Origin of the sequence: Thermogemmatispora carboxidivorans (assembly GCF_000702505.1) — a bacterium.
Lineage (GTDB): Bacteria > Chloroflexota > Ktedonobacteria > Ktedonobacterales > Ktedonobacteraceae > Thermogemmatispora > Thermogemmatispora carboxidivorans.
On the sequence record NZ_JNIM01000001.1, the window covers coordinates 887,522 to 909,722 of the forward strand.

General features: G+C 60.8%; 17 protein-coding genes. 9 read left to right on the forward strand and 8 right to left on the reverse strand.

The features are described from left to right. Positions 1 to 16 precede the first annotated feature (16 nt). Positions 17 to 658: a TetR/AcrR family transcriptional regulator gene (locus tag N688_RS03435; protein WP_052887978.1), complete on the forward strand. Its 642-nt coding sequence runs from the start codon at positions 17 to 19 to the stop codon at positions 656 to 658. A 5-nt stretch (positions 659 to 663) separates the two neighbouring features. Further along, positions 664 to 1,866: a cytochrome P450 gene (locus N688_RS03440; RefSeq protein WP_202901831.1), complete on the forward strand. Its 1,203-nt coding sequence runs from the start codon at positions 664 to 666 to the stop codon at positions 1,864 to 1,866. Positions 1,867 to 1,953: 87 nt separating this feature from the next. On the opposite strand, the gene N688_RS03445 is transcribed toward N688_RS03440, so the two are convergent. The 3 genes from N688_RS03445 to N688_RS03455 all read right to left on the reverse strand — a co-directional run bounded on the left by N688_RS03445 (position 1,954) and on the right by N688_RS03455 (position 6,258). Continuing rightward, complete coding sequence (locus N688_RS03445; protein WP_052887979.1) at positions 1,954 to 3,093, reverse strand: vWA domain-containing protein; 1,140 nt, start codon at positions 3,091 to 3,093, stop codon at positions 1,954 to 1,956. Between the two features lie 95 nt (positions 3,094 to 3,188). Beyond that, positions 3,189 to 4,193: an AAA family ATPase gene (locus N688_RS03450; RefSeq protein ID WP_052887980.1), complete on the reverse strand. Its 1,005-nt coding sequence runs from the start codon at positions 4,191 to 4,193 to the stop codon at positions 3,189 to 3,191. A 91-nt stretch (positions 4,194 to 4,284) separates the two neighbouring features. Continuing rightward, on the reverse strand, positions 4,285 to 6,258 hold the full coding sequence (locus tag N688_RS03455) for a variant leucine-rich repeat-containing protein (protein WP_052887981.1): 1,974 nt from the start codon (positions 6,256 to 6,258) through the stop codon (positions 4,285 to 4,287). A 700-nt stretch (positions 6,259 to 6,958) separates the two neighbouring features. Between N688_RS03455 and N688_RS03460 the strand changes: the two genes are divergently transcribed. The 7 genes from N688_RS03460 to mutL all read left to right on the forward strand — a co-directional run bounded on the left by N688_RS03460 (position 6,959) and on the right by mutL (position 17,473). Next, positions 6,959 to 7,714: a hypothetical protein gene (locus N688_RS03460; RefSeq protein ID WP_052887982.1), complete on the forward strand. Its 756-nt coding sequence runs from the start codon at positions 6,959 to 6,961 to the stop codon at positions 7,712 to 7,714. Between the two features lie 118 nt (positions 7,715 to 7,832). Beyond that, the gene (locus N688_RS03465; RefSeq protein WP_156025273.1) at positions 7,833 to 8,336 is read left to right on the forward strand and encodes a hypothetical protein; all 504 of its coding nucleotides are present in this window, start codon (positions 7,833 to 7,835) and stop codon (positions 8,334 to 8,336) included. Between the two features lie 44 nt (positions 8,337 to 8,380). Further along, complete coding sequence (locus N688_RS03470) at positions 8,381 to 10,099, forward strand: APC family permease (RefSeq protein WP_052887984.1); 1,719 nt, start codon at positions 8,381 to 8,383, stop codon at positions 10,097 to 10,099. A gap of 173 nt (positions 10,100 to 10,272) precedes the next feature. Further along, positions 10,273 to 11,748, forward strand: coding sequence for an APC family permease (locus tag N688_RS03475; RefSeq protein WP_052887985.1), 1,476 nt, complete (start codon positions 10,273 to 10,275; stop codon positions 11,746 to 11,748). Between the two features lie 50 nt (positions 11,749 to 11,798). Next, a complete protein-coding gene (locus N688_RS03480; protein ID WP_081838470.1) occupies positions 11,799 to 12,623 on the forward strand; it encodes a GNAT family N-acetyltransferase in 825 nt (274 codons plus the stop codon). 285 nt (positions 12,624 to 12,908) lie between these two features. Beyond that, positions 12,909 to 15,665: a DNA mismatch repair protein MutS gene (gene mutS / locus N688_RS03485; protein WP_052887987.1), complete on the forward strand. Its 2,757-nt coding sequence runs from the start codon at positions 12,909 to 12,911 to the stop codon at positions 15,663 to 15,665. Next, complete coding sequence (gene mutL / locus N688_RS03490; RefSeq protein ID WP_081838472.1) at positions 15,662 to 17,473, forward strand: DNA mismatch repair endonuclease MutL; 1,812 nt, start codon at positions 15,662 to 15,664, stop codon at positions 17,471 to 17,473. The genes mutS and mutL overlap by 4 nt, the downstream gene beginning before the upstream one ends. A 134-nt stretch (positions 17,474 to 17,607) precedes the next feature. Here the strand turns inward: mutL and N688_RS03495 are convergent, their stop codons facing one another. From N688_RS03495 to N688_RS03515, 5 genes are all read right to left on the reverse strand, one after another. After that, positions 17,608 to 18,408, reverse strand: a complete 801-nt coding sequence (locus N688_RS03495) for a hypothetical protein (RefSeq protein WP_156025274.1) — start codon at positions 18,406 to 18,408, stop codon at positions 17,608 to 17,610. A gap of 103 nt (positions 18,409 to 18,511) precedes the next feature. After that, positions 18,512 to 19,954, reverse strand: a complete 1,443-nt coding sequence (locus N688_RS03500; protein ID WP_052887990.1) for an MFS transporter — start codon at positions 19,952 to 19,954, stop codon at positions 18,512 to 18,514. A 206-nt stretch (positions 19,955 to 20,160) separates the two neighbouring features. Beyond that, a complete protein-coding gene (locus N688_RS22165) occupies positions 20,161 to 20,394 on the reverse strand; it encodes a DUF951 domain-containing protein (RefSeq protein ID WP_081838473.1) in 234 nt (77 codons plus the stop codon). Beyond that, positions 20,378 to 21,073, reverse strand: a complete 696-nt coding sequence (gene nadD / locus N688_RS03510) for a nicotinate-nucleotide adenylyltransferase (RefSeq protein ID WP_202901833.1) — start codon at positions 21,071 to 21,073, stop codon at positions 20,378 to 20,380. Before nadD ends, N688_RS22165 begins: the two co-directional genes overlap by 17 nt. A 63-nt stretch (positions 21,074 to 21,136) precedes the next feature. Next, positions 21,137 to 22,165: a mechanosensitive ion channel family protein gene (locus N688_RS03515; protein ID WP_162179481.1), complete on the reverse strand. Its 1,029-nt coding sequence runs from the start codon at positions 22,163 to 22,165 to the stop codon at positions 21,137 to 21,139. Between the last annotated feature and the right edge of the window lie 36 nt (positions 22,166 to 22,201).

The following is a 22,201-nucleotide window of genomic DNA, read 5'->3' on the forward strand; positions in this document are numbered from 1 at the left end:
AAGGAGGAGTAAGCCGATGGCGAGTGAGATGGGGCGGCAGCGCTTAAAAGAGCGCTTGCGCGAAGTACGTACTGAGCTGATTCTCAGTGTGGCAGAGGAGGTTTTCGAGGAGCGAGGCTATCACGAGACGACGATGGATGAGATAGCGGCCCGCTGTGGCGTCGCCAAGGGCACGCTCTATCAGCACTTTCCTGGTGGCAAGGACGAGCTGATCACCGCGCTCTTTGAGCGCCACCTGGAGCAGTTTGCCCGCGCCGTCGCCCAGGCCCAAAGCGCTGCCAGCACGGCTCGCGGCAGGCTCAGACGCATTCTGGAGTATGTCTATCTGGAACGCAGCGGCCTGCACGCGCGCCTCTTACAGCTGCTCACCTATGGCGGAGACCTTCGTCAAGCGCTCAAAGAGCGTCTTGGTCCCCGCCTGGAACTGATCAGCGCCGCTATTCGCGCCTTGCTGGAGCAAGGTCAGCGCAGTGGCGAGTTCCGCGACACGCTCTCGACCGAGCTGCTGCTACAGACATTTATGCACCTGTTACTCTTCAACAAGTATCAGTCAGTGCTTGAACGCGAGCAACTCTCTCCCGAGAGCCTCGTAGCGCAGGTTGCGCAGATTTTCTTTGACGGTATTGCCAGCGACACGTCTGCAGAGGAAAGGATATAGCAGCAATGCAATCACAACCCGGTTTGCGCGCAACGGCCCCCATGCTCTTCGGCCTCCAGGCCCTGGAAGATACCGAGCGTTCCTTTGCCTGGTTTGCCGCTATGCGCGAGGCGCACCCGGTCTTCTTTCACGAAGGCACAGGCATCTGGCAGGTCTTCCGTTACGATGATGTATTAAATGTTCTCAACGACTACGCGCGCTTTTCTTCCAACGCCTTTGAGGACGTTGGAGCTTTTTTTGAGGGAACGCTGCTAGCCAAAGATCCGCCGGAGCATCGCAAGCTGCGCAGCCTGGTCAATCAGGCCTTCACGCCGCGGGCTGTAGCGCGGCTCGCGGAGCGCATTACGCAGATCACCCAAGAGCTGCTGGACGCAGTGCTGGCCAAAGGAGAGTTGGATGTTGTAGCCGACATCGCTTTCCCCTTGCCGGCCAAGGTCATTGCTGAGCTGCTTGGGGTCCCTGATCAAGACTGGGATATTTTCCAGCGCTGGGCGCAGGCTGACCCCTCCTCGCCGCCAGCGCGGCGGCTGGCCGGGCGGACCATGCGCCAAGAGATGGAGGAGTACTTCACGGACCTGATTGCTGAGCGCCGGCGGGCGCCGCGGGAGGACCTGATCAGTGCCCTCTGTCAGGCCGAAGTCGATGGGCAGAAACTCAGTCAGAATGAGCTGTTGAGCTTCTGTGTTCTGTTGCTGGCTGCTGGTCAGGAGACCACCAAGAACCTGATCGCCAATGCCATCGTCTGCTTCACTGATTACCCCGAGGTCATGGAGCGGCTGCGTCGCCAGCCAGAGCTTATGCCGGCGGCTATCGAAGAGGTACTGCGCTTCCTGTCCCCCGTCTGGTTCCTGTTGCGGCGCACAACGACCGAGGTCGAGCTTGGCGGGCAGCGTATTCCGCCTCAGCAAAGTGTCCTCGTCTGGACGGCCTCGGCCAACCGCGACCCGGCTCAGTTTCCAGAGCCAGATCGCTTTCTGATCGAGCGCAGTCCTAACCGACATCTGGCCTTCGGTCATGGTATCCATTACTGTGTCGGGGCGCCGCTGGCGCGTCTGGAGGCCAAGATAGCCCTGCCCCTGATGCTGCAACGTCTTGGCAGACTGGAGCGTGTTCCTGGTATTCCAATCATGGTCAATCGGGGTCTGGTCTTCGTGATCCGCTCCTTGCCGATCGCCTTTGAGGCAGCGGCTGCCGGCAGCCAGCGCTAATGAGAGTGCCGGCCCGTGCCGGTAGAGGTCTCTTTCCCGGGCGGCTTCCGCTTCGGTAGCTCGACAAAGGAAAGGAGCGGAAGCCGCTTAGCTTCCCTCATCAGGTACCAGCTCGATCACTTCGCCAAAGGGAAAGCTCGCCCGCTCAAGATGGTGGCCCGTCACAACCCACAGTACGGGCAGCGCGGGTGGCTCCTTGGGAAAGACACCGAAGCCGTCCGTCAGGTAGACACAGACGGCGTTCTGCCAGGGTTCGTGCTCGGCCAGGACACGCTCAAAGAACGGAGTGAAGTCTGTGCCGCCGCGACCTCGTGGGGGTGGCAACTCGGCGGAGACGCTGCTGACCTCATAGGGACCGTAGCAGGCCGTATCGACATAGTAGAGTTGGCCAATCACATGGGGATAGGCGGCCAGAATACCCCGCAGCTCGCCCAAGAACAGACCCGAGTCGCGGTCACTGATCGAGCCACTGGTATCGATAGCAATGTAGGCGTACAGCTGCTCGTTATCCTGGGCATCGAGATAGAGCCGCTGACCGATAAAGCGCCGGTCGAAGCCAGAGAAGTCGCTTGGGGTTTGCGTCAGAAAGCGCCAGAGATAGCTACGCCAGTCAAGCCGGCTTGGTTCGATACGGGCAAGCTCGCGTTCCAGGCCGAGCGGAAAACGACCGGGTTGTACTACTGTGCTGCGTGCTTGCTTAATGGCCCGCCACCAGTAGTCTCGCTGGCGGTCGTGCTCCGCGTGCGACAACGGGTCCTCCTGCTGGCTCTGCTGCTGGAGATCGAGGGGAGCGCGCAGCTGGGCGGCGCGCTTGGGATTCTGCTGCAGTTGCTGATAGACCTCCTCGACGCTCAGGCTCTCTAGATCAGGCTCGCGCACATGCCCCCTGGGCAGCTCTAGCCCTTCCAGGTGGGCAATGATGCCATTGACAACAATATCGGCAGCAATGTTCCAGAGGTAGGCATCACGCTGACCGCGCCTTGGCACATGCTGCAGGGCGGTATGGAGCACCTCGTGGGTCAGCACCCCCAGGCGCTCGGCAGGCGTCAGCTGGCGCCAGAAGGCGGGGTTGAAAGTGATACTGCGCCCGTCTGTCATGGCTGTGTCGACACTATCGCTCACTTTGATCTGGGCGAAGAGACTCAGGGTAGCGAAAAATGGCTGCCGGAGACGGAGCTGGAGAATCGCGCCGCTGATCTGCTTGTGAACATCGTGGTGCTCCTGCATGGCATCTCCTCCTTGGAGCGAATCGGCTCAGGCGAAGGCTGAGCGCGGGCGGCCTCTGGCTGTAGTGAGCGTACTGCCCCTCCTTCGTTCGTTCATTACTGTGGGTTGAGTAGCTCCATGTACTCGGCAAACAGCTTCTGGAGCTGCTGGTTGCGCTGAGCCAGGGCTGCCAGCTTGCCTAGTTCGTTGCGCGCGCGCAGCAGGCGGAAGAGGTCCGTAGCGAAGAGCTGAACCCATTCGGGTTGAGCTTTCTGGCTCATCCAGACGAAGGCCTGATAGCACTGCTGCAGGGTTGAGGCGCGCGTCGCCAGAGCAACCGTAATGGCGTAGCGCAGCGATGGCTCGCTCGGAAAAGCGATTTGCTCGCCGGCCCCCTCAAGGATAGCTTCGACATCGGGGAGGCGGTCGTAGAGGGCCATAAAAGCCTCGAACTCGGCGGCAGCTCCCTGGCCCACTGCTGGGGTGATATCCAGTCCGGCCTTGTAGAGAGCGTCGGCCATCATCCAGGTGCGTGGAGAGGGCCAGGCTGGCTGCTGCGGATCGAGCTTGTGCAGCAGCTCTGGGCGGAAGGCCAGGAAGGCTAAGAGGTGCTCGTGCATGCCCTGCTCCAGAGCATAGGCTTTGAAGCTATCGAAGTTCGGTTCCACAAAGAGATGAATAAAGCGGTTGCTCAGCGGCGCCGGCATATCGAAGACGGCGGCGCGATCTTCTTTGCGATTGCCAGCGGCCCAGATGAACCAGCCTTCGGGGACGGTGTAGCTACCGACGCGCCGGTCGAGAATCAGCTGCTGGGCGATGCCCTGGATCGTGGGCGGAGCCAGATTCAGCTCATCAAGGAAAAGGATGCCCCGACCCGCGCGCGGCAGAAACTCAGGCGGATACCAGCGGGCTGTTCCTTCCTCGGCCACAGGAAGACCGCGCAGATCGGTCGGTGCCAGCTGTGAGAGACGCAGGTCGATCAGCTCCAGACCGTGAGCGCGTGCCGTCTGGGCGACAATGCTGGATTTACCAATGCCAGGCGGCCCCCAGATCATGGTGCTCATCATCAGGCGTCGACTCACCAGGCTGGACAGAAAACGTGCCAGGGCATCAGGTCGCATGAGACTCTTTCTCCCTCCTTTGTGTCTATCCTTATCTTCAGCGGGCGAGGTCAGATCTGCCATCTAGCCTGGGAGAAAGTCGTACCATCTGTCAACTCCCTGGATGACTGGCCAGGCGGGCGCGAGCAGCCGCGCGCACAAAGCAATTGCCATCGTGGGCCAGGGTCTCCAGCAAGGTGGGCGGCGCAGCGACATGCCGGGTCACAAGATAGCGCTCAACCCAGCGGCCCGATTCGGCGAACAGCTCCAGTAAAGCTGGTGGCAGATCTGGACGCTGCAGAAGCAGCGGACGCAGACGCGAGGGCAGGTCAGCTTTGATAATCTCTTCCCGCAGGGTCTCTAGCAGATACTCAAAGATCAGGTGCTGACCCTGGGCGGAGACCTGCGAATGGGTCGCGACGCTGATCGCTACCTCGCTATCGTTCAGGCGAAGCAGTTGCTCTAGCAGGGTCAGCGGAGCGGCAGGGTGGGCTGCCAGAGAGCGAAGAATCTCGATGGGCTGCGTGCTTTCCTCTGTCACGAGGGCTGCGCGTTGGCGACGCCACTCACTCAGGTAGCGAGCGGCAAGGCCCTCCAGCAGGGACGTGGGCAGGTGAGGCTGCTGGCACAAGGCCAGATGGATCTCGCGGTCGTCAAGCTCCACAAGACGCGCCAGAACAGCGGCGGGTGTGTGAGGATTACGTGCCAGGCCAGCAAGCAAGGCGCGATCCTGCTTGTGGGAAGCAGCCAGGTGGTGCAAGGTCTCTGGCGCCAAGGCTGGATGGGAGGCGGCGCACTGGCGGACCTTCTCCTCTGGATGGGCACAAAGCTGTTCGGCCAACCCCGTGGGCAGGCACGGGTTGCCTGCTAGAGCAAGCACCACTTCCAGAGCGGAATCGCTGGCCAGCGAAGCAAGGAGCGCCTCCGGTAGCGCTGGGTGAGTGGCGACAGCGGCCCGCACCTGAGAGGACTCATCCACGGCCAGAGACCGGAGCAAGGCGCTCTCAGGCGGCAGATGTGGCACAACGGCAGCCCGGACCTCGGCGCTGGCATCGGTAGCCAGCAGCTCACGCTCGATGGCACCTAGCGCGGGATGGCTGGCCACTGCCCGCCGGACCTCGGACTCGGGACTATGGGCCAGGCGCGCTAACGCCTGCTCTGGAAGCTGAGGGTGAAGGGCGGCAGCGCTGCGTACCTGGCTGCTGGGGTCCTCTATCAAGGAGAGCAACAGGGCAGGAGGCGTAGCGGGATTGGCCGCCACAGCGCTGCGGATCTCTACCTCTGGCGCGTTCGCCAGGTCCTCAAGGAGCTCAGGAGAAAGTGTCGCCAGCCTCACAGCCTCTGCACGGACCGCTAACGGCCCCTCGCTGACCAGCTTGAGCAACGTTCCCCGATGCAGGTGGGGGAAGCTGGCCAGCAAGAGCTGACGCCAGCACTCGTCGTCTGGCAGATAGATCCCCTCAACCAGCTCAGGATAGAGATCGGGCATAGCTAGCGCCAGGAGCACCAGCGTCGAGCTGAAAGAACGGGGATAGAGGCCAACCTGACTGCTACGCCGCTCATAATCAGCTACCGCTTCGCTGGCGATGCGCTGCCACTGCTGGTTAAACTCAGAAATCTCACCCACGATAGCCACATGCCACTGTAAGGCCCACATCGTTTCATCGGAGAACCAGCGGATGCGACTGAGATTCACGTCCTCATTGAGCCAGCGTAACCAGAGCAGCGGGGTTTCTTCGCAGCGCAAGAGCTGCAGCCAGGCCTGGGGCGAGGCTTGTTTAATGAAATCGGGCTGCGTCAGGTTCAAAAGTGGCAGGAGAGGATTGGACAGAAACTCGTGAGGAAACTCACGAGCCAGCTCCAGCAGCAGGTCAAGCGAAGTATTCGGATTGCGTGCCACAGCCCGTCGGACGCTCAGATCGCGCTCCCTGCTCAGCTGCTCCAGAACGGCGGGCGGTGTCGCCGGGTTGGCAGCGACCAGGGGACGCAGGGCAGGCTGTTGACTCAGTTCGGTCAGTCGCTCAGGTGGCGTGTCAAGATCTAGAGCTTCGGCGATCAGCTCGGGAGGCGCGTTTTCTGTTGTCATAGGCCAGAAGATCCATCGTCGTCTAGCGCTCGACTATTGAGAAGGCTGCTTCACGTACTGGAGTGGCGTCAACGGTAGGCGGCGCGCGAAGCAACTCGCTGTCAAGTCAAGCAGGAGAGCAGGAGCATGGGCTGAGCAAGAGTAGCCCTCTACGACGGCTCTCCGCGCTAGCCCACAGGCAGACAGATAGGTGAGTGACTTGTGGAAACTACTATAGACGACAAGACAGGTCTCTGTCAATCCGGTCTCCGGCCCGCCTGGTCGCCCTTCTCCTGTCGGTGAAGCCTGGGCGCCTTGCGGTCGGTCTGCTCTGGCGTAGACAAGAGCAGCGCTGAACCTTCTCGCCTGCCTGCAAGGGCCTGACGGAAGTTGCGACCAATCGGGAGACAGTCAGTGCCCATTGGTCAGGCTTGCCAGCCGGAGATTAGCCTGACTGCCAGGCTCTAGCTGAGGCTGCTTAGCTGTGGTGTATGACCTGTTCTCACTATTCTGCTTCTGTAGTCAGAAGTTCTCTACCCGCTCTTGAGATCCGCTCTCAAGGCCATCTCATGAAGGATTGTCTTGTATAACATGTTATCAGAATAGACACTATTTTTAACAAACTATTAATATCCATCTGTTTTAGATAGGTGCTATACTTTCTGGTTGTGTAGAAGAAACTGTTCAGGCGTTCTTCCTATTCTCTGGTAGGAGTGTCGAAATGTTGGCGGATCGTCGTCTAGAGCCGCGATCAGGGTATGAGGTGGAGCAGGACCTGTGGCAGGAAGCATCTCTGGACCTGGCTACCCTACTGCGTCGCACGGGCTTTGGTATCAAACTACGCTTTCTTATATCGATGCTTATTGTATCATTGCTTCCTGTTAGCTTATTTGTTGTGCTTTTTTACGAGTCTGCCTATCGGCTGGAGGGAAGGAAAACCTGGCTGCTCCTCGGTGGCATCCTCCTCTTGACTGTTTTGACCGCAACCTGGGTCTTCCTCCCAATTGTGCGCCCCATCCGCCGCGCGACGCGCCGAATCACGGCCACCACCGACGAGGTGAGGCGCCTGACCATTGATGCCCAACGTATTGCCGACGAGCAGCAAATCGGGACCTCCATCTTAGCCGCGGTCAGTCGACATCTGGCGGTGCGCCACACGGCTCTTGTGCGTGATATCTCCCTGATCACCCGAACGTGCCAGGGCCTGCAACCTCGTCTGGCTGTGCTGCTTCAGCGGACCCAGGCCAGCCGCGAGGGCGAGGTCGTGGAAGCGCTGATAGCGCTTCGTCATGGATTACAGCAAATCTCATTTCTGGCCGCTCGCATATCTGATGCCTATGAGCGGGATAGGTTGCCGGAGCAACTAGATAAAGCCATGAAGAGCGCCCAGGAGATCGCGGCCCAGTTCAACGAGGCCAGCCAGCAGCTTGCCAAAGATCTAGAGCAGCTAGAGCTGGCCACCGAGGCACTGGTGTAGACTAGTCAAGGGCGATCGAAGGGACTGCTCTGCCCAGCGCCGAAGGGCAAGTGAGCTGGTCAGTTTGCTGGAGGACGATGGGGACAGCGATGCGATGTACACCAAGGATTTTGCAAGCTTGCTGCAACTCCTAGGTCTGTCTCAGCGGAGCGGAACACTGATCGTGCTCCGCCAGGGAGAAGCCTGGCAGGCCAGTTTGCAGCTGCAGAAGGGCCGTCCTCTCTCGTGCGTCATCATCAATCTGGCCAATGGGCGGCTCCTCATGAGCGGTGCTCAGGCGATTGACTGGCTGGCCAGTCGAGGAGAATTACAGTGGCATCTGGCGGCAGAAGGATCGGTGGAAGCTCCCGCGCCGGCCCCTAGTCCTGGCCAGGGCCTCACTTCTCCTCCGTTCTCTGCACAGGAGCCCAGGCTCTCCCATCTTGTGCCTTGCCGGCTGTCCCAATCGCCTCCTTTCTCGTCCTGGTCGCGCGAGGAACGGCTGATCTTTGCCCTGATCGATGGGAGCCGCACGGTGACTGAGATCGCCCATCTGCTCCGTCGCTCACCGGATCAGATTATGCCCCTGCTTCTCTCTATGACTCAGAAGGGAGCTATCGCGCTCAAAGATCTTCGAGAGTGAAAGATAGACGTAAGTGTATATAACTACGGTAGAGGGAGAGAGCTATGAACTCTTTTGCATCTCCGCTAGCGCCCGAGCAGCGCCCATCTACCAGGGATGAGACGCTGCCAGAAAGCCGTCCCAGCTTACCGAGCGAGCGTTTCCCGCTGGGGCGCTTGCCGCGCGTCCTTCGTCCGCGAGATCTGACGGTGCTCTGCCTGTTCGCTGTGCTTCTCATTAACAATGTCCAGACGGTTAGTGTGGCGGGGGGGGGAAGCCTGCTGTACTGGACGCTGGGGTTTCTCTGCTTTCTCGTCCCCTCAGCGCTGGTCTGTGCTCAGCTCTATCGCCTTTTTCCCGGCGAGGGGGCGGTCTACCTATGGGCGAATCGCGCCTTTGGCAATTTCTGGGATACCTTTCTTGGCTTTTTCTGCAACTGGTGGCCGGGAGCCATTGGTTTGACGGTGGAGGCTGAAGCTGCCGTCGCCAGCATTCAGGGACTCAATAGCGACTGGCTCAGCCTGCCCTGGGAGCAGGGAGTGGCGGCGATCCTGATCTTGCTAGTGGCGCAGTTGCTCTCGGCTCTCAGTCAGAGGTGGCTACAGCGCATCTTGAACGTTGTTTTCTCTGCCTATGCCCTCATGTTCGCACTTGTGGGCCTGGCTGGCCTCGGGTGGCTGCTAAGTGGTCAGCCGCTGCGCGGGGACTTCTCGGCCCAGTCCTGGCAGCTCAGTCCCTCCAGCCTGCCAGTGCTGGCCATTGTCACCGTCGCCTTACTGGGGGTAGCCGTGCCCTTGAATATGGGAGGCGAGGTCGTGGACCCACGGCGCAGTGAGCGTTACCTCTTATGGGGAACCCTCATCATTATCGCTGGCTACCTCTTCGCCACCTTTGGCGTTCTGGCCGTCCTTTCTCCCGCGGAGCTGAAAGAGCCAGCCTTCGTCTCTGTGCTCTTCAGCCATGTTTTTGGCGACAGAATCGGCCATGTGATTTCTATTTGCTATTATCTCACGATGTTAGTTTATTTTGTTTGTGCGACAGCGGCCTACAATGCCATGTTCGCGCGGCTCCTCTTCGTGGCGGGCCTGGATCGTCGCCTGCCCCGTGCTCTGGCGCGTCTCAATGCCAGCGGTGTGCCTTTCAATGCCATGTTATGGCAGACGTCCATTAACATAATCTTTCTCATTGTCATCTTCTTTATTGCTCCTGTAGTTCCTAATCAGGAGTTGGCTCTCACCGTCTTCCTGGTTGTCATTAATGGGGCCTCAGTCATCTGGGACATAGCGATGATCAGCCTCTTTCTGTGCGGCATCCTCCTCTGTAGTCGTCATAGTCGGCGACTGCGCCAGCGCTGGGTAGTGCCGCCGCCGCTGTTTTACCTGGCTGCTGTGCTCGGGATCATTCTGACAGGCGTGGCCATTGGCTGCACCTTTTTCGCCGGGTCGCCAGTGCCAGAGGTCTTGAACAACGAAGACTGGGGCTTTTGGGTCTTGCTCTTTGTGCTGGCCAGCCTGACGGTGGGAGCGATCTACAGTTTTCTGGTGCCGGAAGCGGAGGACCTGGCGGCCCTCTTGCCAATGCCGTCGAGCGACCCGGTAGTGGGGTCGCCACTGGCGGCCAGCTTCCCGGAGCAGGAGGTCTCTCGGGCTACTGCTGTCCCTGGCGCCCTTGCGGGCGGTCCGGGGCAGGGTCGACCTCTCCAGGGAAGAGCTTCACATCAGCCTGAGCCAGCGCCGTGGCCGCGACCCGGCTCGGTTCCCGGTCCTCGGGGATGGAAGCTGTAGGGTGGGCGCTCTCGTGCCTGCTATTCGCCTGGGGTCCGATGGAGCGCTTAACGGCGACGCGCCGGGTCTGGCCAGTGTTGGCCTGACAGGCGACAGGCGACAGGCGATGAGCCAGGGACGCTGAGTGAGTGTCATGTGAGATGAGAAGAGAGAAAAGAAAGGAACGATGCAAGATGAGCGAAAGCCAGATGCAGACTTCAGCGGAGCTGTCTCCTCAAAATCAAAACGAGGCGCAGATCTCTACCTTACGCAAGGACAGCCTGGGTCTCTTCGATGCCATTGCCCAGTCGGTGGCTCTGCTCTCGCTGGAGATGGGTATTGCTCTCTCCAGTTCCTTTGCTGCCGCTTCAGCGGGGGTGGCGGTCCCGCTGGCCTATGTGGTCGCTGGTCTTGCCAGTCTCTGTCTGGCCTACGTCATCATTCGTTTCACCAGGCGCATTGCCAGTGCTGGTGGCCTTTATACCTATATTGCTCAAGGGCTTGGGCCGCAGGCTGGCTTTATTGGTGGTTGGATGTATGGCGGAGCTTTTGCTGCTGGAGCATCCTTTACCCTGGCTATTTCCAGTATTTTTCTCGATCAGTTGCTGGAGCATCTGGGGCTGGCGCTTCACTGGTTTGTCATTTTCTGTGTCTTACTCGTATTGCTCTTTGGACTGGCCTTTTTTGATGTCCGGCTCTCGACACGAACGCAGCTGCTGCTCTCATTTATCGGCCTGCTCTCGGTTCTGGCCCTGGCCGTGATCATTCTGGCCCGTGGTGGGGAGAGCGGCATCAGCTTCGCGCCCTTGTCGCCAGCGGGGCTGGCAGGTGGCTGGTCCTCGCTCTTCTTCGCCGCCATCTTCAGCTTCACCTCATTTATTGGCTTTGAGGCAGCGGCGGTACTTGGAGAGGAGACGCAGCGTCCGCGTCAGGCTATTCCCTGGGCCATTCTGACGGCAGTGCTGGTGGCCATCATCTACTATGTCCTGGTCTCCTTTGCGATGGCCAACGGCTATGGGGTGGCGCACATCGATCAATGGGCCAGGGACGAAGCGCCCCTGGACACGCTGGCAACGCGCTATGCTGGGGCCTTCCTGGCGACTCTCATTGACCTCATGGTCGCCATTGGAGCTTTTAGCGCCACGCTGGCGGGGGTTGTTCTGGCTTCGCGCATGATGTTCGCCGTCGGGCGCGATGGTGGCCTACCGGCAATCTTCGCCGTGACCCATCCTCGTTACAAGACGCCCTGGGTAGCGATTCTGGTAGTGCTGGCTCTGACGCTGATCCTGGGGGCCGCCCTGGGGATACAGCTGGGGCCATTCCTCTTCTTCGGCTTCCTGGCGACGACGGCCTCCCTGGGGATTCTGCTGGCCTACATTCTGGTGGCTCTGTCGGGGATCGTGGCCTCGCTTCAGACCCGCCTGCGTGGCGAGGGTGCTCCCCTGGCTCTGGTCTTCGACATCCTGTTGCCCTTGATTGCGATCGTCATCTGCGCCTTTACTATCTATAGCTCGGTTGTACCGGTGCCGCCGTTCCCGCTCAACCTGGCTCCCTATATTGCGGCGGCCTGGCTGATCATTGGCCTGGGGCTGCTGATCGCTCTCCAGCTACGCCACCCGCAGCAGGTGCAGCGCTTCGGGAAGATCCTGGGAGAGCACGTCAGCGAGTAGCCAGGGAGAGAGGACTGGCGGTGAGAGAGAGCCTAGCAGGAGGAGAAGCGATGAGAGAGGCAATGGAGCAGCCGGGAACAGGACCCTCGCCCGAGCTGCTTGCAGCGATGGAAGCCAATCTGTTTGAAGCCTATGCCCATCTTGGGCGAGCCTTGGGCGGTGAATTTCAGCAACGCCCTGGCCTGCTCTTCTTTTTCAGCGGGAGACCGGTCTTCTTTGGCAATGGGGTGATCCGCTGCCAGCTTGCCGAGGAGGAGGCCGAAGAGCAGATCGCCGCCCTCTGTGCGGAGGCGCGTCGTCGGCAGGTTCCCTTGACCTGGTTACTCTCCCCCTCATCGCGTCCCGTCGATCTCGAGCAGCGTCTGCTGACGCAAGGCTGCCGACTCGACGAGGAGGTGCCGGGCATGGCCATCGAGTTGGGGCAGCCTCTGCCGGCAACTGCGCCAGCGGTGCCCGAGGACCTGGTTATCGAGGAGGTCAGCGAGGCGCGGGCGATGGAGATCTGGCTGCAGGTGCTCTGCGCTGGCTTCGGCTTCCCTGAACCAATCAGGGCGGTCTTCTTCGATCTCTACCAGCGCTATGGCTTTCTGCCGGGCCAGCAGGTGCGCTATCTGTTAGGCTCCTGGCATGGAGAGCCGGTCGGAACGGCCCTGCTGACCTTCGGTGGGGGCCTGGCGGGCCTCTATGGCATAGCAACGCTTCCCCAGGCGCGTCGTCAGGGAATCGGCACGGCGATGACGCTGGCGGCTATGCGCACGGCTGAGCGGCTGGGTTACCGCCGCGCCACCCTCCAGGCCACACCAATGGGGTTGAACGTCTATCGGCGCCTGGGCTGGCAAGAGTATTGCCTCTTCAAGACCTATGTCTTGGCGTGAGCGTTTGGCGGCCCGGAGGAGACTGGCCTGCTGACAGAGCGAAAAAGCTGCGCCCAGCCCAGACGAGGACCGACCAGGGAGGCGTCCCGGCACTTGCCTGAGAGGGGCGCCTCCCTGCCTGTTACCTGGCTCCACCTGCCCACAGCGAGTGCTTCCCCTTGCGTCTCTCTCTGGGCCGACCGCTCCGCATTCGGGCTACCGGGTTTTGACAATCATGGTGGAATACGCTATAGTACAGACGTTCGGTCGAGGTCTGCTATGGCTTGGCAGGAGGAGAAGAGAGCGGTGAAGGTCACACCCGCACGGCGCCAGTACCTGCAGATCAAGAGCCAGTATCCCGATGCCATTTTGCTCTATCAGGTCGGCGATTTCTACGAGACCTTCGATGAGGATGCGCGCATCGCGGCCCGCGAGCTGCAGATTGTTCTGACGGCTCGCCACTACGGTGAGGAGCGCGTGCCGCTGGCGGGCATCCCGCTGCATGCGCTCGAAAACTATGTGGGCAAGTTGATTCAGCGGGGCTATAAGGTGGCGATCTGCGACCAGGTCGGCGAGGTGGGTCACGGCGTGGTAGAGCGCGCCGTGACACGCATTCTGACTGCTGGCACGCTCTCCGAGCCCAATCTCTTGCCGGCCCGCCAGAATAATTATCTGGTGGCTATTGCTTCCTCCCGTCAGCAGACCGGGCTGGCTGCGGTTGACGTCAGCACGGGCGAGTTCAGCGTGACCTGGTTTGCCCCCGCGGAGCTACCAGCGGCGCTGGAAGCCGAGCTGCAACGTCTCTCCCCCTCCGAATGCTTGCTTGCTGAGGGGGCAGGCCGCGAGACCTACCGCTTTCCTTCGCAGACGGTGACCATTACTCCCTGCCCGCCCCATTTCTTCGATGTCGATGTTGCTCGCGGGCGGCTCTGCCGTCATTTCGGTGTGCAGTCGCTCGACGCCTATGGCTGTGCCAGTGCTCCCCAGGCGATTGCTGCCGCCGGGGCCATTATCGCCTATCTGGAAAAGATGAATACGGCCCTCCTCTCGCTTTTGACGGGCCTTCATTCTTACCAGACGACCAGCTATATGGTATTGGATGCGCACACTCAGCGCAATCTCGATATCCTGCAAGGCTCGCGCAGTGGTACTACGCAGGGGAGCCTCTTGGGAGTGCTCGATCGAACGCTGACGCCGATGGGAGCGCGCTACCTGCGCCGCTTGGTGACGCAGCCGCTGCTCGACCTGACGCTTCTCAACGCTCGTCTGGAGAGCGTCGAAGAGCTGTATGAAAGCCCTGCGCTGCGTAGCCGCATTGCTGCCTGTCTGCAGAGCCTGGGCGACCTGGAGCGCTGTGCCGGACGGGTGCGTCAGGGGACGGCGACGCTGCGCGAGGTGCAGGGATTGCGGAATTATCTGGAGATCATTCCCCGCCTGCGCGAGCTATTGCAGGGCTGTCAGGCTCCACTGTTGCAAGAGATTGCTGGCGAGCTAGATGATTGCCCCCAAGTGCGCGATCTCATTGCCCAGGCTCTGGTCTCCGAGGGAGCGACGGACGAGGGGGTCGAGCACGGGCGGCTGATCCGGGCCGGCTTCCACCCCGAGCTGGATGCCTTGATCTCCTCCATCCGCGACTCGCGTCTCTGGATGGCCCGCCTGGAGCCGCTCGAACGCGAGCGTACCGGCATCAAGTCACTCAAAGTCGGCTACAACAAGGTATTTGGCTACTATATCGAGGTCAGCAAGGCCAATCGTCACCTGGTTCCTCCCGACTATGAGCGTCGCCAGACCCTGACAAACGCGGAGCGCTATATTACGCCCGAGCTGAAAGAGCATGAGGCGCGCATCCTCAATGCTGAAGAGCGGATCGAAGAACTTGAGCGCAGCATCTATGCCGACATCCTGCGCCAGCTCAGCCTCTCCTACGGCCAGATTATGACCACGGCCTCGGCGGTGGCGCGTATCGATGCCTTGCTGAGCCTGGCGGAGGTCGCTGCCCACTACGGCTATGTGAGGCCGTTCCTGGAACAGGGACATGTCCTCGACATTGTCGGTGGGCGTCATCCTGTGGTTGAGCGCAGTCTGGATGGCGATGTCTTTATTCCCAACGACACCCACCTCGATGGCGATGAGGGCGAGCGTATCCTTTTACTAACCGGGCCGAACATGGCCGGCAAGTCGACCTACCTGCGTCAAGTCGCTCTCATCACGCTGCTGGCCCAGATCGGCAGCTTTGTCCCCGCCAGGAGCGCCCGCATCGGCCTGGTTGATCGCATCTTCACGCGCGTGGGCGCTGAGGATGATATCGCCTCGGGAAAGAGCACCTTTATGCTGGAGATGGAGGAGACAGCGGCGATTCTCCATCACGCAACGCGCCATAGCCTGATTGTGCTCGACGAGATCGGGCGCGGCACCAGTACCTACGATGGCCTGGCAATCGCCCGCGCCGTGGTCGAGCACCTGCATTCGGTGATTGGAGCGCGTACGCTCTTCGCGACCCACTATCATGAACTGGCAGCGATGGCGAATGAGCTGCCCCACCTGCGCGTCTACACGATGGCGATCAGCGAGGAAGAGAATGGCGACATCGTCTTTCTGCATCGCGTGACTCCCGGCAGCATCGGACGCAGCTACGGCGTCCATGTCGCGCGCCTGGCAGGGATGCCGCCGAGCATTATCCGTCGTGCTCAGGAAGTCCTGCGAGCGCTAGAGGTCGGCCAGCATGCTCCAGGCCAGGTGGCCGGCGTGGCTCTGGTAAGCGGCGCTCTGCCTCTTTCCTCGGCTGCTGAGCTGCCTGCTACTGGCTCGGCCACCAACGGCCATCGGACAGGGCACGATCATGGAATGCGGCAGGCTGGCGTCGCCGAGGAGAGTGGCCGACTGTCGCTAACCTACGCCTGGCAGAGCGAGGAAGGCCGGCGTTTAGCGGCCCTTCTTGAGCAGCAGGGGACAGATGAGGCCCTCCTTGACCATATCGATATCTGCGCCATCACCCCGCTGGATGCCCTCAACCTGCTCTTTCTGATCCAACGCCAGCGACAGAGACAGAGAAAGGCGCTATGAGTCTCCCAGACCCATCCATGTCAGATTTAACGCAGCCTACTCCATCTGCTCCCAAATCGCTTCCTCCGCGCCTCCCCATTCGCCAGTTAGCGGCGGAGGTAGCGGAACGCATCGCCGCCGGTGAGGTCATCGAGCGCCCTGTCTCGGTGGTCAAAGAGCTGGTAGAGAACGCTCTTGACGCCGGTGCCCACGAGATCCGCGTTGAAATTCGTGACGGGGGCCTGCGCCTCATTCGCGTCAGCGACAATGGCCAGGGGATTCCCGAGGAAGACCTGGAACGAGCCTGCGCTCGTCACTCCACCAGTAAGATCGGGCGTGTCGAGGATTTAGAGCAACTGCACACCCTGGGTTTTCGAGGCGAGGCCCTGGCCAGCATTGCGGCGGTCTCCGAGCTGACCCTCCTCAGCCGGCCCATCGAGAGCGAGGAGAGCGGTCTGGAGGAACCGGCGGCCTGGATTACGGTGCGCGGCGGGGAACTTGTCCAGCGAGGTCATCGGGCACGCCCGCACGGCACGACCGTCACCGTACGCGAACTCTTCTACAATGTTCCCGCGCGACTCAAATTCATGCGCAGTGCCCGGAGCGAGGCTGGTCAGATACTGCAGCTGCTCTATCGCTACGCCGCGGGCTATCCTGCCGTGCGCTTCAACCTGAGCGTCGAAGAGCAGCCCCTCTTACAAACCAGCGGCAGCGGTGAGCTGGCCACCGCTCTGGCGGAGCTCTACCGCCTACCGCTCGCTGAGCTGCTGATCCCCGTTGAGGTGGAAGATGAGCCAGGCATCAGGATCTTCGGCTACGTAGGCAACCGTGTTCTGGCCCAGCCCAATCGGCAGCATGTGATGCTCTTCATCAATGGGAGACCCGTGCAGGCGCGTGCGCTGCAAGAGGCCCTGGAAGCGGGCTATCGTCCACTGCTGGCTAAAGGGCGCCATCCCTTGCTGGTCCTCCATCTGCAGCTGCCGGCTTCGGAGGTCGACGCCAATGTTCACCCGGCCAAAACAGAGGTCCGTCTGAAGCGCGAGCGTGAGCTGGCGACCTTGCTCACCCAGAGCGTGCGCGCGGTCCTCGAACGCAGTCCTGTGCTGCCCGCCGAAAGCACCTGGCCTGGCCCGGCCAGTGTCTATCAGCCGCGCTTGCCGGGGCCGCGTCGGCGGGGCCTGCGAGTTCTGGAGGAGAGCGAGCGTTATGGCGGCAGAAGCGGTCTCCCGACGCCCGCCGAGGTGCTGGCGGCCCTGCGTCCTCTGGCTCAGCTGCAGCAGGCAGTCATTCTTGCCGAAGCTCCCGATGGGAGCCTTTATCTCATTGACCAGCACCGTGCCCATGAGCGCATCCTCTATGAACATCTGCGCAGCCGGGCTGCTGGCGCTGGGAGCGAAGGAGCAGAGAACCTGGCGGCGCACCTTCTGCTTGAGCCGGTGGTGCTGGAGCTGAAGGGCTGGCAGGCAGAGCTGCTGGAGCAGCGCCTGCCGATCCTGGCCAGCCTGGGCCTGGACTGTGAGCATTTCGGAGGACGCAGCTTTCTGGTGCGTTCAGTTCCCGAAGGCATCGGCGACAGCGAGCAGCTGGTGGCCCATCTGCGCGAGCTGGTGGAGATTGCTCTTGAAGAGAGCGGAGACTGGAAAGATCGCCTGCTCATTGGGCTGGCCTGCCGCTCGGCCCTGCGTCGAGGACGCACCTTGAGCCAGGGCGAACAACAGGACCTCCTGCTTCGGCTGGCCCAGACTAGCGCACCGGCGGTCTGCCCTCATGGCAGCCCGGTGCTGCTCCACTATAGTCGTGCCTTCCTCAGCGAAAAGTTTGAGTGGTAGCATTGGCAAGCCTCTGCTGCAGCGGAGTCCATCCGGGGAGCCAGGAAGCGCAGACCACCGTCCCCCGACGGCAACGGTATCAGGCCCCGGTGGGCGGGCAGATATCTAGGTCAAGTGCAGGCGAACGGAGTCGGTCACAACAGCCGGTTGAGGAGATCGGCGACAATAAAGATGGCCAGGTCGAGGATCAGCAGAGCCAGCAAAGCGAAATCGATGTGGAGAGCTACAGAGGCCACTCCCTGCAAGAGAGCTGCGTTGAAGACCAGCAAATGCGTATACCAGAGCAGTGCTAGCGTCGCCACAGCTACGAGCAAGAGGCCCGTCAAGAGCCAGCGCGCGCCGCGCCAGTCCTGGGAGCTGGGCCAAAGCTCAGCGGTAATAGTCAAAATCAAGTAAGGGGCGAAGAGGAGCGTCCACCAGGGCCAGCCTGGCCGGATCAACTGCAGACGTACCTCCCAGATATTGTAGCCAGTGGCCACCCAGTAGAGAAAAATGATGGCCCCAATTCCTCCGATCAAAGGAGCGACGGCGCTCAGGCCATCGCCGATATGGCTGACCAGACGCCCTGGCGGGCGCACATATTGCACCTCGCCGAGCTGCAGGGCCTGGGGGGTGCCACGCTGGAGCATGCCGTAGGCTCTTTCCTGCACTAGCGGTTTGATGCGGAAGAGCGTGATTTTGGTAATGCGGAAGCCAAAGGGGCGAAAGAGCAGCACCACCAGGGCGTGGCAAAGTTCATGCAAGATGACGCCGGGGGCATTCATCCAGAACCAGATCAGCAGGCCCCGCTCGCCGAACAAGCGATAGCCGATGCGATCGACGCGATGGCGCAAAGCACGGCAGGTCAGGCGGAGCAGGATGAAGAGCACGAAAACACCGGCGATCAACAGCCAGGGTTCGTAGGGCTTAATCTGAGCAGTCAGGGCAGGGTCCATGAGCATAGCCTCAGCGACAGTCGACAGCGCGACGGCCTCTCATCTTATCACTATTGTAGAGAAGGATCGGGACGAGCGTCAATAGGGTCACGTTTTTCCGGAATCAGCGACTGATCTCATTGGCTTCCGACTCAAACTCCTCTTGCCCATATTCTTCCTCTGGCTCCTCCTGCAAGCAAGTAGCGACAGCGGGGTGGCGGCGCTCATAGAAGAAGCCCCAGAGAGCGAAGAGCAAGATAGCCAGAGACAACAAATAGATCACGCGATCGATGCCGAGCAGGTCGGCTGCCGCGCCAGTCAGCAGAATTACCGGGATCGTCCCGGCGTTATAGAGCATTAACTGCAGTGCCAGCACACGGCCCTTAATCCACTCAGGTGTCTCCTCCTGCACACGTGTCTGAGCGGGGATATTAATACAATCCAGGGCGATGCCGCCCAAGAACATAATCAGGGCGGCGCTGCCCAGGAAGAGCGGCTGAGTATTCCAGCCTGTTGGCTGCAGGCTGCGGGCAATGAGTGTTAATAGTGGCAGGAGCAGAATGATCAAGGCGAAGCCCAGGCAGCCCAGAAGAATCGAGCGAGATATACCCAGGCGGCGCGTGATGCGCGGCATAAAGAGCGAGCCCAGCACCAGGCCGATGCCGGCGGGAGCGAAGACAAAGGCCAGGGTATCGGCTGGAAGCAGGAAGAGCCGTGTCACCAAAGCCGTGGCCAGCTCAGCCACCAAAGCCAGCAAGATACCGGCGAACGAGAGCTGTACCACGGCCAGCAGCAGCGGTTTATTCTGGCGAATGAAGAGCCAGCCCTGACGCATTTCGCTGCCGATATTGCCGAACAGGCTCAGCGACTGCGTAGCCAGGTCCTCACCGGAAGCGGCAGGGCGATGCGGAGTGTGCTGCTCGAAAGCGGGAGGGGGGATCAGCAAGATCAGGCCTGCGCAGAGCAGATAGAGCAGTCCGATCAAGAAATAGAGCGTCTCCACAGGCTGCACAGTCATCGAAAAGAGCTGGAAAGTGGGGAGCAGGCTCAGCACCAGCGGGGCGAAAATAATCATCCCCAGGGCCATAGACGTCATAAAGGTGATATTGAAGAGCGCCAGGGCGGGCATCAGCTCATCCTCGTCGACCAGCAGGGGGATTGTCGAACTCTCTGCGGGTGTAAAAAACTGACCGATACTTGAAATCAAGAAGGTCAGCAAATAGGCGGGGATCAGCTGTCTGGCGTCGATCAGCAGCGAGATCACAAAGCCGAAGCTCGCGATCGCGCGCAGGCAGTTGCTGCCCCAGAGAATCAGCCGTTTGTCCAAGCGGTCGACAAAGACGCCGGCAGGAGCGCTGAAGAGCAATGCGGGCAAGCTGAAGCTGATAATCGCCACGCCCACCAGCGTCGTCGACCCCGTGACCTCCTCAACGAGGACCATGATAGCGTAATTGGAGGCGTTGAGGATAGTCATCGAGATCAACTGAGCGAGCCAGAGGTAGACAAAGTTCTTCTTCCTGAGAAGTGTCTTGAAGCCTCCCCCTTGCTTGGACCTGGCAACATCCATAGCATCTCTCCCAAATGTGCTAGCTTCGAAGTAAACATGGAGCAATGACCACAGCCAGGCGCGGAGCCGTGACCATCTGTAGACTTGAGCTGGTGGTGGCTCCAATCCCTGGCCGAGGCTGGGGCTGGAACCTTTTCCCTCCGCTCGTCTGCCTCTTCGGATTCTGGTTCTGGCAGTTCCTGGCCCTCTCTCTCGCCATCGGTCAGTCAGGGCTGGAAAGTTGGCGGCGCCTGCGGATCGTCATGCGGCGGAGTCAAGGGCGGCAGCCGTTCCTTCGTGCGCCGCTCCACCTCCGAGCGGGGCAACAACACGCGCCGCCCACACGTCTCACAGCGCAGGCCGATATCGGCGCCCAGACGTACCACCTGCCAGGTTGACCCGCCGCACGGATGCGGCTTACGCAGGCGCAAGCGGTCCCCAAGCTCAAGATGCATGGGCATCCTGGACATCGCTGGACCTCCCCTCTGCTGGTTCACGTGGCACCGACTCGCGATAGAGCTGGTGCTGTGCAATATACGCCTCGACACTCTCTGGTGTTTGGTATTTGATCGGGCGCCTCTCCGCCACCCGCCGACGCAGATCGCTTGCCGAGATGGAGAGGTAGGGCGCATTGACCACACGGAGTCGTTCGCGTATGCCCGGGAGGCGCTCTTCCAGGGCTGTAACCAGCTCCTGGGGCGGGCGATAACCAGGGCGGCCTACTGCCACCAGGCAATCGAGCTGCGCCAGGACGCCGGCGGCGTTGTACCAACTCGTGAACTCGGCCAGGCTATCGGCGCCCAGGATAAAAGCCAGTGAGACCGGTTGTGATCCCCAGCGCTCGCGCAGCAGGCGCAGTGTATCCACCGTATAAGAAGGGCCTGGTCGCTCGATCTCGATCTCGCAGAGAGAGAAAGCGGGATTCGACGCGATGGCCAGCCGCAGCATAGCGAGGCGATGCTCCGCAGGAGTCACCGGGCGGCTCGGCTTATGGGGCGGCTGACCAGCCGGGATAAACACCACCTCGCTGAGTGCCAGTGTGGCCCGTACCTCCTCGGCGATCACCAGGTGCCCGTAGTGAATCGGGTCGAAGGTCCCTCCCAGCAAGCCGATGCGCCTCACGGCTGGCGTCTGTCCCATAGGCGAAAACAACTCCTCTCAGCAAGAATTGTAGGCGGCGCGTCCACCCGACCGGCTGAGCGGCTAAATAGCACCGGCAGACTCCTTGACCGTCAGCTCGGCCTCTACAAAGGCGTTGCGTAGGGCATGCAGGGCGTCGGCAATCACGCCGCTCTGGCCGTGGACGATCCAGAAGCGTACTGTCAGGGTCACTGTCTCGCGCGTATAGCCACTAATGGTGGCCACTGGCTCTGGCTTGGGGATAATCTCATCGATTTCGAGCAGGATACCCAGAATCCGTGCGGGCGTCTGCTCGCGATCGTACTGCTCCTGAGGCAGAGTCATCGTCAGAGTCACGCGGCGTTCGCCATAAAAAGTATTGTTGATGACAGTGGTGCTAAAAATCCGTGCATTGGGAATCGTCACTTCCTCGCCGCTGACCAGACGGACCTTCGTCGCGCGTAGCTGCACCTCTTCGACGCGCCCTGTCAGGGTTCCGGCGGTTCCTCCCTCGATGCTGATCTCATCCCCAATGTGGAAAGGGCGCTCGACCAGAATGTAGAAACCTGCCACGAGATCCTTGAGGATATCCTGGATCGCAAAAGTAAAGGCCACCGTGAGGGTGCCCAAAATCGCCAGCGGTGTCTCGATCGAGAGGTGCCAGAGGGCAAGAATCCAGAAGACGGCGATGCCCAGCACCACAAAACTCAGCATGCGCCCGATCAGCGTCCGCGTGTTGATGTCGATGCGGTTCTCTGCCAGATTGCGGATAGTAATCTTGCTTACCGTGCGTCCGACGCCAATGCCGAGTACCAGAATGACGGCGCTCAGGATGACGGTCCAGACATCGCCCATATAGTTGGCCAGCTTCTCTATTGCCAGATTGCCTGCGAAGCTATGCCATAGCAGCTGCAGATTGCTGATGCTCCAGATGCTAATGACCACCACCACCCCAAGGGCGAGCAGGAGCAAAATGAGCATCACGCCCAAGGTTTCGACCAGCCAGGCATCCAGCACGGTCTGGCGCAGGCGCCCAACGAGCAGGCGACGTAAAAAAAAGCCCGCTGCTCCCGCGATGAGGAGAGTCAGGATCGAGTAGATAAACTGTTGCACCTGGATTCCCATTGCAAACCCGCGTCCAGCTCTTTG